General features: G+C 38.5%; 15 protein-coding genes and 2 pseudogenes. 8 read left to right on the top strand and 9 right to left on the bottom strand.

Features of this window, described 5'->3' with window-relative positions:
• Window positions 1-98 precede the first annotated feature (98 nt).
• Window positions 99-662 carry a cysteine hydrolase family protein gene (locus AC07VD_RS11070; RefSeq protein WP_015251614.1) on the top strand — a complete coding sequence of 188 codons (564 nt, stop codon included), beginning with the start codon at window positions 99-101 and terminating at the stop codon, window positions 660-662.
• Window positions 663-722: 60 nt separating this feature from the next.
• Here AC07VD_RS11070 and AC07VD_RS11065 read toward each other — a convergent pair.
• The 8 genes and pseudogenes from AC07VD_RS11065 to AC07VD_RS11030 form a co-directional block, all read right to left on the bottom strand.
• A pseudogene (locus tag AC07VD_RS11065) lies at window positions 723-848 on the bottom strand (baseplate J/gp47 family protein); the annotation flags it as partial.
• A gap of 212 nt (window positions 849-1,060) precedes the next feature.
• Window positions 1,061-1,621 (bottom strand): sugar O-acetyltransferase, encoded by a 561-nt coding sequence (locus AC07VD_RS11060; protein WP_130572615.1) that lies wholly within the window; start codon window positions 1,619-1,621, stop codon window positions 1,061-1,063.
• Window positions 1,622-1,695: 74 nt separating this feature from the next.
• A pseudogene (locus AC07VD_RS11055) lies at window positions 1,696-2,687 on the bottom strand (carbohydrate kinase family protein).
• The gene (locus tag AC07VD_RS11050) at window positions 2,662-4,161 is read right to left on the bottom strand and encodes a glycoside hydrolase family 32 protein (protein ID WP_160831890.1); all 1,500 of its coding nucleotides are present in this window, start codon (window positions 4,159-4,161) and stop codon (window positions 2,662-2,664) included. The pseudogene AC07VD_RS11055 and the gene AC07VD_RS11050 overlap by 26 nt, the downstream one beginning before the upstream one ends.
• Window positions 4,154-5,410 (bottom strand): MFS transporter, encoded by a 1,257-nt coding sequence (locus AC07VD_RS11045; protein WP_124058726.1) that lies wholly within the window; start codon window positions 5,408-5,410, stop codon window positions 4,154-4,156. Before AC07VD_RS11045 ends, AC07VD_RS11050 begins: the two co-directional genes overlap by 8 nt.
• A gap of 32 nt (window positions 5,411-5,442) precedes the next feature.
• Window positions 5,443-6,291, bottom strand: a complete 849-nt coding sequence (locus AC07VD_RS11040; RefSeq protein WP_124058725.1) for a carbohydrate ABC transporter permease — start codon at window positions 6,289-6,291, stop codon at window positions 5,443-5,445.
• Entirely contained in the window at window positions 6,288-7,226 is a 939-nt protein-coding gene (locus AC07VD_RS11035; RefSeq protein WP_101169747.1) for a carbohydrate ABC transporter permease, read from the bottom strand. The genes AC07VD_RS11040 and AC07VD_RS11035 overlap by 4 nt, the downstream gene beginning before the upstream one ends.
• A gap of 12 nt (window positions 7,227-7,238) precedes the next feature.
• Entirely contained in the window at window positions 7,239-8,543 is a 1,305-nt protein-coding gene (locus tag AC07VD_RS11030) for an ABC transporter substrate-binding protein (protein ID WP_252403117.1), read from the bottom strand.
• 234 nt (window positions 8,544-8,777) lie between these two features.
• On the opposite strand from AC07VD_RS11030, the gene AC07VD_RS11025 reads away from it, so the two are divergent.
• Complete coding sequence (locus AC07VD_RS11025) at window positions 8,778-9,752, top strand: LacI family DNA-binding transcriptional regulator (RefSeq protein WP_128738054.1); 975 nt, start codon at window positions 8,778-8,780, stop codon at window positions 9,750-9,752.
• A 478-nt stretch (window positions 9,753-10,230) separates the two neighbouring features.
• Here AC07VD_RS11025 and AC07VD_RS11020 read toward each other — a convergent pair whose 3' ends face one another.
• Window positions 10,231-10,788 carry a TetR/AcrR family transcriptional regulator gene (locus AC07VD_RS11020; protein ID WP_217018175.1) on the bottom strand — a complete coding sequence of 186 codons (558 nt, stop codon included), beginning with the start codon at window positions 10,786-10,788 and terminating at the stop codon, window positions 10,231-10,233.
• Between the two features lie 150 nt (window positions 10,789-10,938).
• Between AC07VD_RS11020 and AC07VD_RS11015 the strand changes: the two genes are divergently transcribed.
• The 6 genes from AC07VD_RS11015 to azlD all read left to right on the top strand — a co-directional run bounded on the left by AC07VD_RS11015 (window position 10,939) and on the right by azlD (window position 15,222).
• Complete coding sequence (locus AC07VD_RS11015; protein ID WP_254149939.1) at window positions 10,939-11,496, top strand: GNAT family N-acetyltransferase; 558 nt, start codon at window positions 10,939-10,941, stop codon at window positions 11,494-11,496.
• Window positions 11,497-11,528: 32 nt separating this feature from the next.
• Entirely contained in the window at window positions 11,529-12,764 is a 1,236-nt protein-coding gene (locus AC07VD_RS11010) for a cytochrome P450 family protein (RefSeq protein ID WP_101169743.1), read from the top strand.
• Between the two features lie 271 nt (window positions 12,765-13,035).
• Window positions 13,036-13,311, top strand: coding sequence for a barstar family protein (locus tag AC07VD_RS11005; protein WP_124058715.1), 276 nt, complete (start codon window positions 13,036-13,038; stop codon window positions 13,309-13,311).
• Between the two features lie 331 nt (window positions 13,312-13,642).
• Window positions 13,643-14,116, top strand: a complete 474-nt coding sequence (gene azlB / locus AC07VD_RS11000; protein ID WP_015251617.1) for an azlBCD operon transcriptional regulator AzlB — start codon at window positions 13,643-13,645, stop codon at window positions 14,114-14,116.
• A gap of 12 nt (window positions 14,117-14,128) precedes the next feature.
• A complete protein-coding gene (gene azlC, locus AC07VD_RS10995) occupies window positions 14,129-14,893 on the top strand; it encodes an azaleucine resistance protein AzlC (protein WP_019712540.1) in 765 nt (254 codons plus the stop codon).
• The gene (azlD, locus tag AC07VD_RS10990) at window positions 14,890-15,222 is read left to right on the top strand and encodes a branched-chain amino acid transporter AzlD (protein ID WP_003245988.1); all 333 of its coding nucleotides are present in this window, start codon (window positions 14,890-14,892) and stop codon (window positions 15,220-15,222) included. Before azlC ends, azlD begins: the two co-directional genes overlap by 4 nt.
• The last annotated feature ends 106 nt before the right edge of the window (window positions 15,223-15,328 follow it).

The raw sequence follows: 15,328 nt of genomic DNA, 5'->3' as shown, positions 1-15,328 counted from the left end.
GGCGCTCATTTGAAATTCATCATTAAACAATTGTACAAAAGTAAAATTTGTATTTAGAATGTAGTAATAAATAGAAATTCTACGTAGGAGGGTATCTTGTGGAAGAAAAGAAAGCTTTAATCATTGTGGATGTACAAAAAGCCTTCGATGATAAAAAATGGGGGGAACGGAATAACGTAAAGGCGGAAGAAAACATTAGTAAAATACTAAAATTATGGAGAGAAAAAGGATGGACAGTCATATACATACAACACACTTCTGATAAACCTCATTCTTTATTCCATCCAAAGAATGAAGGGTTTGCGATAAAGGAAATAGTTAAGCCTATGGATGAAGAAGTCATTATAACCAAGACAGTAAATAGCAGCTTTATTGGTACGAATTTAGAAGAATTCTTAAAATTAAATGAAATAACCACTGTAGTCATAACTGGTTTAACCACGCCTCACTGTGTATCAACCACCACAAGAATGAGTGGTAATTTAGGGTTTGATACATACCTGATTTCAGATGCAACAGCAGCCTTCGGAATGAGAGACCAAAATGATACATATTATGATGCGGCGACTATTCATAATATATCTCTAGCTACATTGCATGATGAATTTGCCACAATATTGACAACTGATCAATTAATAAATGATTTTATAAAAACTCACTGATGAAAAACATTTTGGCACAGTAAAACGGCAGGCGTCTTTCCAATAGGAAGGGCGCTTTAATTCGATTTCATGCTTTACTTGCTCAATAGAACTATTAACCACAGGCAGCACCTCGGCTGAAATCTCAATTTCTTTCCAAACCGCACTTCCACATAACAAAGGCACCCATGCCTGCCCTTCGCCTTTGTTGTGTCATTGAAAACGTGATTCATTAAGTTATATGGGACGGCTGACAATTAAACCCCTTCTGTAGAAGAAGGGGAGAGGAGAGGTACATTCAGTTACCTCATTTTAGGTCCATTTTTACAGTCTTTTTATGATGGTTTCAGCTGATGAAACAAAATAAAGCCTTACTGATTTAAGAATCAAACTCCTTTGTGGATCAAAACGCTAGTGTATTATATTTCGAGATGTTTAATTAATTTAGCTGGATTGCCCCCAACTATAACATTATCTGGCACATTTTTAGTAACAACAGCACCAGCAGCAATAACCACATTGTTACCTATCGTAACTCCTGGATTAATGACTGAGCTTCCTCCGATCCATACATTATTTCCAAAAGTAATGGGTTTTCCATATTCTAACCCTGAATTGCGTTCTGTTGGATGAAGGGGGTGTGTTGCCGTATAGATTTGTACACTAGGGCCAAGCATACAATTGTCACCAAATCGCACTTCACATACATCTAAAATTGTACAATCAAAATTTGCGAAAAAGTTATCACCTACATAAGTGTTATACCCATAGTCGAACCTAATATTGGGTTCCATATATACGTTTTCTCCAGATGAACCAAGTAACTTTTTCAATAAATTAACCCGTTTAACTATTTCAGTTTCTGTAGTTTGATTGTAAATTCTAACAAGTTGTCTTGCTGTTTGTCTGTCTTTTGCTAACTCGGAGTCCGACGGATCATATAAATCTCCGGCTAACATTTTCTCTTTTTCTTTTATCATTAATATCACCCTTGTTATGTTTAAAAGTTGGTACTTGCAAGAGATAGTAATATGAGTGGATTATTTCTAAGTTCTTATTTCTCTTGGATTTCCTTCCTAGCAGAAATAAAGTTCAGTACATGCTGTCTGCCCGGTGCAGCGTGAATTGCTCCTTTTACAGAAGCAGTGAGAGCCCCGCTTGCATTTGCAAACGTGAGCAAGCGTCGGTGATGTTTACTTATTTGTTCGCATAGCGTCTCCTTTGATATGCCGATTGACATCAATTCAGATAAAAAACCGCCGATAAAGGCATCACCCGCACCGGTTGTATCCGAAACAGCGACTTTAAACCCTTTATGTTTGTGCGACTCGCCATTTTTTAAATAAATCGCCGCACCGTTGTTACCTTTTGTCAGAACAACGACGTTAACAAGTCCGGTGAAAAGCGATGTGACCGCTTCTTGTTCGTTATCAATGTTTGTGATAAACTGCAGCTCCTCATTAGACACTTTTACGATATCCGCAAGAGGCAGAAACCTCTGAATCGTTTCACGGCAGCTTGCCTCATCAGGCCATAAAGGAAGCCTGATATTGGGGTCAAAGCTTATGATTCCACCTATTCTTTGAAAGTCCTCAATAACTTTGATATGGGCTTGTTTCATTGGACTGTCAACTAAATCGATTGAACAAAAGTGAAGCATATCTCCTTGATTAAACCTTTCTGACATCAATTCATCCGGTGAAAGCAGCAAATCGGCGGCATTTTTTCGATAAAAATGGAAACTCCTTTCCCCAGACTTGTCTACAGATACAAATGCCAATCCGGTTTCACCTTCATCGCTTTGAATAATATAAGAGGTATCTACGCCATTTTCTTTAAGTACGCCAACTATATAATCCCCGAAATGATCGTTAGCAATCTTCGTCAGCATGACGGCATGCGCGCCGTATTTTGCAGCTGCGATTGCCGCATTCATTGGCGCACCGCCGGCAACGCGCTCAAAGGTAGTGACATCTTGTAAAGCCTTTTCTTTTTGACTGGAATGAAATCAACCAGTGTTTCACCGATGCAAAATATTTTTTTCAAGTGATTCATCTTCCTTCCAGATGTCTTTTAAAGTCCAATAAGTGAATTCCTCAACCCTTACAACGCCTTTCTCAGAAAAAAGCTCAATTCCCAATCGATTTTTTTTCGGATAAATGCGGCTAGTCATCGTTATTTCTCCATGGTTTGCGAATACTTCTATCGAGGATCTGTCAATAAATATACGCAGTGTCAGCTTTCCATTTGCTTCTAGCGGCGCATTTCTCACACTGTCTCGCGATTTCCCCATTTTAGAACAATCGAGTGAGAGCTTTTGATCAGTTATGCTGTATTTGATAGCTGTTTCTTCTTCTTCAAGGCCGCGAATCTTCAAACCTACTGATTCGGCACTGCAATCTCTTAAGTCATATACGACTTGAATTTCAAGAAGCTCTTCGTCTGTTTTTGCCAGGTAACCCCCTGAAATCAACTGATTAGCACAATCCAGATGTTTTGATTTTCGCAACAACTTAGTTTCTTCCACAGGATTCATTAAAATTTTATGATCCTTCCGCAATGTTAATTCTCTCGGCAATGTCAAAGCACCGCACCATCCATCGGCTTTTGTCGGCATCTCAGACTCCCACATATCCATCCAGCCTATGGCAATTCTGCGTCCTTTATCGTCTAATAACGTTTGTACAGCATAAAAGTCATGGCCGTAATCCAGCTCTGTAAAAGCACCGTACACAAATTCGTTTGTTTCATCATCATATTCTCCAATTAAATAACCGGTTTGATGTAAATTCTTATATAAATCACCGTCTGCTTCAATGCCTTGAGGAGAAATCAGCAAGACATGTTTGTCGCCCAATTTGAAGAAGTCAGGACATTCCCACATATAGCCGAGATTTCCATCACTTTGGGCAAGAACACCTTTGTATTCCCAATCTCGCAAATTAGGCGAGCGGTATAAAATAACTCGCCCGACGTTTTCTTTCGTTGAATTACCGACTACCATATACCAGCTGTCCCGATGCTTCCATACTTTAGGATCGCGGAAATGGCGGGAGCTGTCTTCCGGCGGTTTCGCGATGACAGGGTTTTCCTGAAGCTTTTCAAACACGATCCCATCTTGACTGACAGCGATATTTTGATTTTGATAGAAAATGTCCTTCTCTTGATCTATCACATTATGCCCTGTATAAATTAAAGCAAGTTTTCCATTATAATCTACCGCGCTTCCTGAGAAACAGCCGCTTTTATCAAAAGAGTCACCAGGGGCTAAAGCGACCGGGAGATGTTCCCAATGAATGAGATCTTTGCTTTTTACATGGCCCCAATGCATTTGTGCCCAATTCTCATCATACGGATGATGCTGATAAAAGACATGGTATTCTCCTTTATAGTGTATAAGCCCGTTCGGGTCATTTATCCAGTTTGCCCGAGGCATAATATGGTACCCTAATCGATAACGTGTGTTCATCTTTTCCTCCGCTTTTTTCAACGCTTCCTCTGCCTGTTTGATTCTATCCATTTGTGACATCCTCTCTATATCTGTTTTTTCGAAAAGGCTGAGTATACGCAACACCTTTCTTCGAATCTAATAAAGTGAAAATTGAAATAATTGTGAAGCACAAAGCCAGGGTTCCCATGAAAAGATAAGTGTGACGGAAACCTATACTATCGTATAAACCTCCCGCAATCGGGGAGAAAATCGATGTACCAACTTGAGATGCAAATTGAAAGCCGACAAGGTAAAGAACTGATGAAAGCCGTGTATCAAAATTCGCGGCTAAATATTTGAAAATCGCAATCAGCATGATTGGCAATTCTAAAGCATGAATAAGTTTCATCGACGAAATTCCGAACGGCCCGATGACAATTCCAGACCCAATAATACGGAAAGACATTAAAAGCCCCGCGAGAATCAAGCTTTTTTTAGGACCGAGTCTATTAACAATAAAGGGGGCTAAAAACAACATGCCCGCTTCAATAAATACTTGAAATGAGTTTAAATATCCATATATTTGATTCCCCATAGCTGAAGTGGGAAATAAAGAAGCGTAGTAAATCGGGAATTGCTGATCATAGACGCCGTACACACATGTCACTCCGATTACGTACAACATTAAAAACCAAAAGTCTTTTAATAGAAAAAGTCCTCCTACGTCTTTTAATCGGATCGAATCCGCTCTTTCCTTATCATAATCTGTCATCTCAATTTTTATGGACATAATAATGGCCACCAATATGACTGCTGAAAGGGAGGCAATCCAGAAATTGATATTCGGATTGATATTGAACAGCTGTCCTGCAAAAAAAGTTGCTGCCGCCCAGCCAAGTGAACCCCACATCCTTGTCTTGCCGTATTCGAACTGATATTTTCGGCTGACCTTTTCAATATAGGTTTCAATAGCGCCAACTCCCGCAAGAAAAGCAGTTCCTAAATAAATACCACCGACAATGGCGCCGAGGAAGACATCATATTGTAAAAGCGGCCCGTAGATAAAGATATAAAACGGCCCGGTAAAAACAATAAGTATACTAATCATAAATAATATGTTTTTCTTCAGCCCAAGTTTATCAGAGATAAAGCCATATAAAGGCTGCATGCATAAAGTAAAGATAGCGTTTACAGAAAAGATGATCCCAGTCGCCGATCCATTCAATTTGACTTCCTGTCCCAACCAAATCGCAAACAAAGAGTAGCTGGAAGACCAGGTAAAAAAGAAAAAGAAGAGATAAGCGCTCAGTTTCCAATACAGACTTTTTGAGCCTTTCATTTCTACAGCTCCTTTTAACCCAACATTGATATCTACTTAATACCTGTTCCTGAACCGCTAAGACCTTCCAAAATGTAGCGCTGAGCCACAATATAAATCAAGATCAATGGGATGGTGGAAATCGTCAAGACAGCCATAACTTGATTTGTGTAGACAGGCTCTGTGCTGTTGATAGCTGTAATCGCAACTTGAATCGGAAATTTCGACTTATCCGTCAAAACCATTAGCGGCCAAATATAATCATTCCAGCTGCCGATAAAGGCTAAGGTTCCGACAGTTGCTACAGCTGGTTTAGACATCGGTATCATAATCCGCCAGAAGATTTGCCATGTATTTGCCCCGTCAAGCTTGGCCGATTCAATCATTTCCTCCGGAATTGCCATGAAAAAGTTTCGGAACAGATAAATATTGAATGCCCCCGCTAATGCCGGCAAAATAACGGCAAGGCGTGTATCGACCAGACCGATTTTATGAATAATTGTAAACTGTGAGATTAAAATCGTTTCAAACGGCACAATTAAAAGCGCCAACAAAATGCCAAAGAGCATCTTTTTCCCTGAAAATTGCAGCTTGGCGAATGCAAACCCTGCCATTCCGTTAATCACAACAGATCCAACTGCTACGCACAAACCATAAAAAAGACTGTTACCAATATACATAAGCAAATCAAACCGAGTCAGCACTTCCCTATAGGACGAAAACCATTCTGCCAGATGAAGAGAGGGCAGAAACGCTTTAAAGCTGTTCATATTGTTGTAAATTTCCGCTTCCGGTTTCATGGAAGATGCAATCATCCAAATTAGCGGAAAGATAAATAGAACGGCCAGCAAAGCAAGACACGTATACTCCAGAATTGTCAAAGGCCCGAACTTACGTCTCAATGGTCTTCATCCTCCTTAACCAGCTTGCGTTGTGCAAGTGTCACCAATCCAATAATCGTTCCAAACAAGAGCGCGATCGAGCTTGCATATCCGACCATCCGATCGGTAAATCCAGTTTGATAAATATAATAGACAACGGTCATCGTTGAATTGACTGGTCCGCCCTGGGTCATGACCATGGGCTGAACAAGGAGTTTAAACGCGCTGATCAGCGTTGTGATAAAGATAAAAACAGATGTCGGTTTTAACAATGGTAATGTAATGTAAATAAAACGCTGCCATTTATTCATACCATCTAATTGTGCCGCCTCGTAGACATCCTCGGGAATGTTTTGCAAACCAGCTAAAAAAATGAGCATCTGAAAACCTGCTCCCTGCCAAGCGGAAACGACAACGATCGTAAAGATTGCTTGCTTAGGGCTCGTCAAGAAAGGCTGTGGTGATAGACCGAAGTGCGCCAATATATTATTTATCATACCTTCATTCGGATTCAGCAAGTACATCCACAAAACGGAGATGACAACCAGTGACATGACGACAGGACTAAAGTATGCGACTTTGAAAAATGCGTTGGCTTTGCGCTTTTTATTCAATAGGAGGGCAAGCCCAAGTGCTGCCCCGATCTGTAACGGTATCAATAAGACAACAAATTTTATGGTGTTGCCCAAACTTTTTAAGAATATTGGGTCCTGAAAAAGTTTGATGAAATTATCAAAGCCAATAAACTTACGCAAATCAGGCGTCAACAAATAGTAATCTGTAAATGCGTAGTACACAGCCATGATAGAAGGAATCACAAGAAACATTAATAAAATAAGCAACGCCGGTCCTAAGAACATATATGCGACTGCGTTTTCCCGCCAGCGTATTTTATTCACTGTCTTTCTTTCTATTGGCAAGGCCGGTCTAGTCTCTTTCAATATTGTTTTATTCATGGCGTCCACCTGCTAGTTTGCCTTATCGATGGCAGATTGCATTTCTTTTACACGTGTATCCAGCACTTTTTGAATATCCTGATTTTGATCATAAAAGCTAATATCATCGATTGTTTGTTGAAATGCTCGAGTTACCTGCGGATATGCCGGTGTCACCGGACGTGCATGGCCTGTTTCTTTCAGTTGCTGCATAAAGACATTCATCTCATCAGAAAATTCTTTTGTCAGCACTTTCTCTGAAGAATAACGTACAGGCAGGGCGGCGATTGATCGGCTCAATTCGATATTGGATTCCTTATTAGTCATCCAATCTACTAATTTTGCTGCCCATTCTTTATTTTCAGACGCTTGTGTCATTGCGAACTGCCAGCTTCCCGAAGGAGAGACGAGCTTTTTGGTTTTTGGCGATACAGGATACGGCATCACTCCATAATCGACGTTGGGAAAGTTTGTTTTCAGATCGGTTATTGTCCACACGCCGCTCATCTTCATCGGGTATTTCTCCGTTTCAAACGCTTGTTTGACAGGGGTGCGTGTTGTGTAGCCCTCTTTAAGCATCGTTTGTATAAACGTCATCGCTTCAACTGTTGGTTTTTTGTTAAAGACGCCATCCGCTTTCTTCCCGTTTTCTGAAAGAATATCCCCACCAGCTGACCAAACAAACGGTAAGAGCGCATAAGACAATATTTCGTCTTTTGACTGTAATTGCATATCGATGGCTGGTTTATCGTATTTATTTTTCAGCTTTTCGCAAAGCTCAAGAAATTCTTTCCATGTCCAAGGATCTTTCACTGTTGGTAGCGTTTTCAAATCAACCCCGGCATCCTTAAGCATTTTTTTGTTATAGTAGATGCCGACCGACGATTCACTGACGCCGATGGCATACAGTTTCCCTTGGTAGGTGCCTTGCTGCTTAATACTTGGCAATAAATCATCCTGGTCTTTAATAAACTCATCCAAAGGTGCAATAACGCCAGATTTCGCATAAGCCGCAGTATTTGGTCCGTCCAAAGTGATGACATCAGGCAGGGTGTTCGTTGTTAGTGCCGCATTCACTTTGTCTTCATAACCTCCACCGTTGCCGCTTCGGGGAATGAATTCAATTTTCGCCTTGACATTTTCTGAAGCGTACTTTTTATTAAAAGCATCCACCCGCTTTTGATAAACCTTTCCTTCCTCATTATCATCCGATACGTGCACCCACATTGTAACCGTTTTCTTTCCGCTGCTATTTGCGCTTTCGCTTTTGTTACAACCCCAGACTGCAAACATGAGCAGCAACGACAAACTTCCTAACATCAACCTTTTCATATTCATTAATTTCCCTCCTTTTGTACAAAAATGTAAAAGCGCTTTCAAGAAGAATTGTATGTCAACCGGTTTCTTATGTCAACCGGTTGACATAAATTTATGCATAATTCTAAATTTAAAGAACGAACTTGAGTATATACTACGAACTATGGAAAATCCTTGCACATGTCAGGCTGATTCTCTAAAATAAGTGCGTGACGAGAATTGTAAGCCATTTCAGTAAAAGCAGGGGGAAAGGGAATGAAGCCTAGCATTCACGATGTTGCAAAATTAGCGGGAGTTTCATCTACAACCGTTTCGAGGGTATTAAATAATCGCGGCTATATAAGCGAAAAAACAAAAGATAAAGTTTACAAGGCGATGGAAGAAATCAATTACTTTCCAAATGATTTGGCCCGTTCTTTATTTCGAAAGCGTACTAATTTAATAGGGCTTATCATTCCAAACTCCAGCAATCCGTTTTTCGGCGAACTCGCCTTTTTTATTGAAAGCATATGCACGTCTAGGGGCTATAAACTGCTGCTTTGCAACAGTTTAAATCGAATAGATAAAGAAGAAAAATATCTTGAAATGCTGATCAGAAATCAAGTGGATGGCGTCATCGCCGTCACTTACAACAGGGGAATACTCAATTATCACCAGCAAAATCTGCCGATTGTCGCAATTGACCATTACTTATCGGAAACAGTTCCTGTCGTCGGCTCAGACAACTTTGACGGAGGCAAAAAGGCTGCAGAACTATTGATAAAAAAGGACTGTCAGCACATCATTCACATCAATGGGCCGATTGAACTTGAAACGCCTGCAAATCTCAGGAGAAAAGCATATGAAGATGTTATGCGTGAACACGGAAGACAGCCTATTACATATGAAGTGTCATTTCATGATAACTACAGGAACATTATTTCAAAACTATTTGATGAACAGCCTGCAGTTGACGGGATTTTTGCCAGTGATGATATCATAGCTGCAGGAGTCATTACGGAAGCCAAAAAACGCGGAAAAGACATTCCAGGTCAATTAAAAGTGATTGGTTATGACGGTACAGAAACCATTCAGGCTATTCTGCCAGAATTGACTACTATTCAACAGCCGATCGAATTAATTTCCAAAACGGCCATTGAGATTTTAGAAAAACAAATTGAAGGCGAATTTGATGATTTACCACTTGAAACATATTTGCCCATACAGCTTTCCGAAGGTGGGACGACGTAATAAACATGTTAGAAGAGTTCCATGGAGTTAGTTAGATGATCTGTTTTTATAGATGGCCTTTTAACGCTTCTAATTGATTGGCTTGTTCTACATTTGATACGCATAAAATGAGAAACAAGATTTGATTTTGAATTTTGAACCAAAATTATTCTCTTGTTAAAAATTTGTTATAAGGTTTGAGAAAGATTATTTGCAGAGGATCTATTTCAAAAAGAAAACATACCAAATGATATTGGTATGTTTTTATTTATATGTTGATTCTCTTAAAGGTATCCAAACATGCCACCAATGCCATGTGCGTGTAGCTACCCGAGCTCACTATATCTAATAGATTCGAGAACTGGTTTGTTTTCGCGATTCGCTTTTTCATTACTTCTTTCCCAGCGGGACCAAATTCACAAGGGTATATGCATGTGAAATAACACAGGACCTCTCTGCGCAATCTATTGGATTTACACAAAGTCTCCTTCTTTACATGCTAATCTTCAAATTTTAATAACAATTGATGAATGTTATTAGAGATACAAGTAGGTGTTTTTATCATCCCATTGTTAATCCATTCTTCTATAATTCCTACCACACCTGAAACGATAAATGTTGTTTCAAATTTCTCAATTTCGGTAATTGATTTTGCTGATTGTATCATGCTCAATTCCTCAATCATTTTTGTTTTGAAAAACTCTTTTAGTTTGTTGATTGAAAGGACATTCATTTTTGGTTTTGTTAACAATGTGAAAATTTCGATGTTTTGGTATATGTATTCTGTCGTTTTTTCTATAAAGGTCAGTATGTTCAGTGGATCATCACTTGGAAAAGATGCATCATAAATGCTTCCTAGCTGTTGAAATATTTCGTCTTCGATCTGTTCATACAATTCAAAAACGTCTTTGTAGTGAAGATAAAAGGTGCCTCGGCCTATATCGGCTTCTTTAGATAATTCGGAAACAGTTATTTTGTTGATTTCTTTTTCCTGAAGCAACTCTAAAAAGGCATGTTTTATAGCACTTTTTGTCTTGATTGATCGTCTGTCCCCCATAGCGTCCTCCGTTAATATACAATTTATCATGTATTGTTCATTAATGAACATGTACAGCTAAATTGCAGATTGATACTCAAATTTTCTTACCATTATAATGAACATGTGTTCATGAGTCAAAAAATGTTTATTGGAAAAGGAGGTGTATCAATGTTTCATTATCGACAAGCAAGAGCTGATGAAGTAAACAAAGTGACAAATCTATTCCATGAATCTTTCAATCAATATCCTTTTATGGATTTACTCGTAAAACGCGAAAAAAAAGATCGTTCATTTATTTTTGAAATGCATAAAGTACTAACAAAAGCATATTTTAAAAAGCATTTCTGTTTTGTTGGTATTCAGAATGGTGAAATTGTTGTTGCCGCTCTATTAAAACATCGTGATAAACCTGACATTAACTTGATCGATTATATAGCAGCAGGGGGGATAACATTAATCAAAATGGAGGGATTTTCAGTATTGAACATGTTGACGGTGACTAATGAGGCTGAAAAATCCTCCAAATCCTTAAAAGAGCCAGCATGGTATTTAGAAGTATTAGGAGTTTCGCCATTTTATCAGGGAAAGAGTTTAGGCAGCAAAATGATTAATGACTGTCTCATACCTTTTATTTCAAAATGCGGGGGAGGCATCTTGGCCCTCATCATGAATACTGATCTCAATAGACATTTTATAAATCGTACTGATTTTATATTTAAAGATTAACATAACCTTTCATAAAGATGGAGGTCGAATGAATGTCTTCAAAAGAAAAAAAGAGTGTAACCATTTTGACGGAAAGTCAATTGTCTTCGAGAACATTTAAAGATGAAGCGTATGAATTTTATAAAGAATTGCGAAAATCACAGCCTCTCTACCCATTATCTTTAGGAGCTCTGGGGAAAGGCTGGCTCATATCGAGATATGATGATGCAATACATTTATTAAAGAATGAAAAATTAAAGAAAAACTATGAAAATGTAATAACCGCAAAAGAAGAGAACCGTCCTGTTCTGTTGAAGAATGAAGAGCCTTTAACAAAGCATATGCTTAATTCAGATCCCCCGGATCACAATCGTTTGCGAACTCTTGTTCAGAAAGCATTTACTCATCGGATGATTTTGCAGTTGGAAAACAAAATCCAACATATAGCAGATTCTTTATTGGATAAAGTACAGCCCAACAAACTCATGAACCTAGTAGACGATTTTGCGTTTCCTTTGCCGATTATCGTGATAAGTGAAATGCTTGGCATTCCCCTAGAAGATCGTCAAAAATTCAGAGTGTGGTCGCAAGTAATTATTGATTTTTCAGATGCTCCTGAAAGACTTCAGGAGAATGATCATTTATTAGGAGAATTTGTTGAATATCTGGAATCCTTAGTTCGCAAAAAAAGGAGCGAGCCTGCAGGAGATTTAATCAGTGCATTAATTCAAGCGGAAAGTGAAGGCACACAATTAAGTACAGAAGAATTGTACTCGATGATTATGCTGCTTATCGTTGCAGGTCATGAAACAACCGTAAACTTAATCACCAATATGACATATGCTCTGATGTGTCACGGTGATCAATTTGAAAAGCTCCGCCAGCAGCCAGACTTGATGAATTCAGCCATAGAAGAAGCATTGCGGTTTCACAGCCCTGTTGAGCTAACGACAATTCGCTGGACGGCTGAACCTTTTATACTGCATGGGCAGGAGATTAAACGGAAAGATGTGATCATCATTTCTTTAGCATCAGCAAACCGTGATGAAAAGATATTTCCAACTGCCGACATATTTGATATTGAAAGAAAGAACAACCGCCATATTGCTTTTGGCCATGGCAATCATTTTTGTCTTGGTGCACAGCTAGCCCGCTTAGAAGCAAAGATTGCGATGTCCACCTTATTACGCCGCTGTCCAAATATACAGTTAAAAGGCGAAAAGGAACAAATGAAATGGAAAGGGAATTTTCTGATGAGAGCACTCGAAGAACTGCCGCTTAGTTTTTAATTTTTTGGGGATATGTGATTTTCAAACATATCTTGTTTTACTCCTCAATTAGATTAAACGATAGTAAAAGCTGTAACATAAAAATTTGATATGATAGCTTTTCAAAAACAAAGTTTAGCATTATTTATGCCTACCGGGCATGAAAATGTTTTGCAAACACCAATAGTTTCATCCTATCGGTGTTTTTTATTTGTTTTCAGCCTCATTTGGACAAACAGCTGTTACTTAGTAAACATTTGTTAAGATAAAATAATGGAGGGCACAGTTTCTAATGAGAAAAATAATGATAGATGGAAGAGACTTTGAAAATATAGAAGTTTTACATGATGTTTTAAAAGATAAATTAGACTTCCCAGACTACTATGTGAGAAATTTAGACGCTTTATGGGATTGCCTGACAGGGTGGGTGGATTTGCCGCTCACTTTAGTCTTGAAAAATTTTGAGTTCAGCAATACACTTTTAGGTTCATACGCTGACGATGTATTAGAAGTTTTACAAGAGGCTCAAGAGGAACTAAAGGACGAATTTAAAATAATAATAGAGTAGACTTTCTGTTTTGCGAATTTTAACAATTTTCGTTCGCGGAAAAAGGCAATGGGCACCGCAAATTAAATTTTCGGTGAGACCGCAATAACTTTTTGGCTTCTGATAAGTTTCTTATGATGTTGGTATCAAGTCACACAAGTACATAACTCTCCCATGACTTCTTTCTGATGTAAGTTAATTTAATTATGAGTTAATATCAAGGATAATTTTATTCTGTGAATAATATTTTAAAAGGATTTAAATTTAAATAATATTTTATCGACGAATAAAAATTCGTTATTATTTAAATTGGATGAAATATAATTCTGTTAAGGGTATTGAGGGTTATGAAATGGGTATTATGCTTGACGAAACTGATAAGGCCATCTTAAGAGAATTGCAGGAAGATGCTTCAATATCAAATCTAAATTTATCTAAGAAAATTGGGCTTTCACCATCAGCTTGCCTTGCAAGAACAAAGAACCTAGTAGAAGCAGGTATAATTAAAAAGTTTACGACTATTGTTGATGAGAAAAAACTTGGAATCGAAGTCACAGCACTAGCTCTCATCAACTTATCACCTTTAAATAGGGAGACAATTCATTCATTTTTAGAGGATATAAACAAATTCCCACAGGTTCAAGAATGCTACACACTTACAGGAAGCCATGACTATATGCTTAAGATTGTGGCGAAGGACATGGAGAGTTATCGGAATTTTATCATTGATTCATTAATGCAGAACCCTGCTATTAGTGGAGTTGACACAAGCATAGTCATGAGTACAGAAAAAAGAACTGTCAGTGTGCCAATTGATGAAATGTAGGAGGTTGTTGATTTGAATAAAAATAAAGAATCGTTACATTTAAGCTCTTCTGCTATAAACACTCATATGAATAAGAGAAGTCAAATATGGGCTGCATTTCGTTCTGCATTCCCATATACCATTCCGATTTTTGCGGGGTTTTTGTTTTTGGGGATAGCTTATGGAATCTTTATGCATTCTTTGGGATTTAGCGCAATCTATCCAATCATCATGAGTTTTATGATATTTGCGGGCTCAATGGAGTTTGTTGCAGCGAATTTTTTACTTGGTGCGTTCAACCCTATGAATGCTCTTTTTTTGACGTTAATGGTCAATGCCCGGCATTTGTTTTATGGAATTTCCATGTTGGATAAGTACAGGGGGACTGGAAAGAAAAAGCTTTATCTGATTTTCGGAATGTGCGATGAATCATTTTCTATCAATTATACCGCTAATGTTCCGGCGAATGTTGATAAGGGCTGGTTTATGTTTTTTGTGACACTGCTTAATCATTTATATTGGGTCGCGGGGGCAGCGATAGGAGGTATTTTTGGGTCGTACGTGAAGTTTAATACCGAAGGGCTTGATTTTGTGATGACTGCTCTGTTTATTGTGATATTCATAGAACAATGGATGAAAGAGAAAAAGCATTACAGTGCTCTCACAGGACTTGGACTTTCAGTAGCCTGTCTTATCCTTTTTGGCGGAAACCAATTTATTATTCCTGCTATGCTCGCCATTTTAGGGGTACTGACTGTTCTGAGAAAACCATTGGAGAAAGCTGAGGTTTCCGTATGACGATGACTATGACGCAGCAAATGATCACCATTGCAATGGTCGTGCTTGGAACAATGCTGACACGGTTCCTTCCATTCATGATTTTCCCGTCTGGCAAACCGACACCGAAATATGTACAGTATCTTGGTAAAGTGCTGCCATCAGCGGTAATCGGGCTTTTGGTTATTTATTGTTTGAAAGATGTGAGTCTACTTTCTGGAAGTCATGGCATTCCTGAATTGGTTGGAGCAGCTGCTGTTGTACTGCTTCACTTGTGGAAGAAAAATATGCTTCTTTCCATAGCGGGGGGAACCGTTGTTTATATGGTTTTGGTGCAATTGGTTTTTTAACCGATATCGGAAACGATCAAAATGATCATGCTTTTATTGAACTTGATAAAAATATATAAAACTGACACAAGCTTATTTTGGAATCAACACTGTGCCAGTGCAAATA

The organism is Bacillus sp. GW821-FHT01G09 (assembly GCF_059422205.1).
This window is presented reverse-complemented; position numbering and strand designations above follow the sequence as displayed.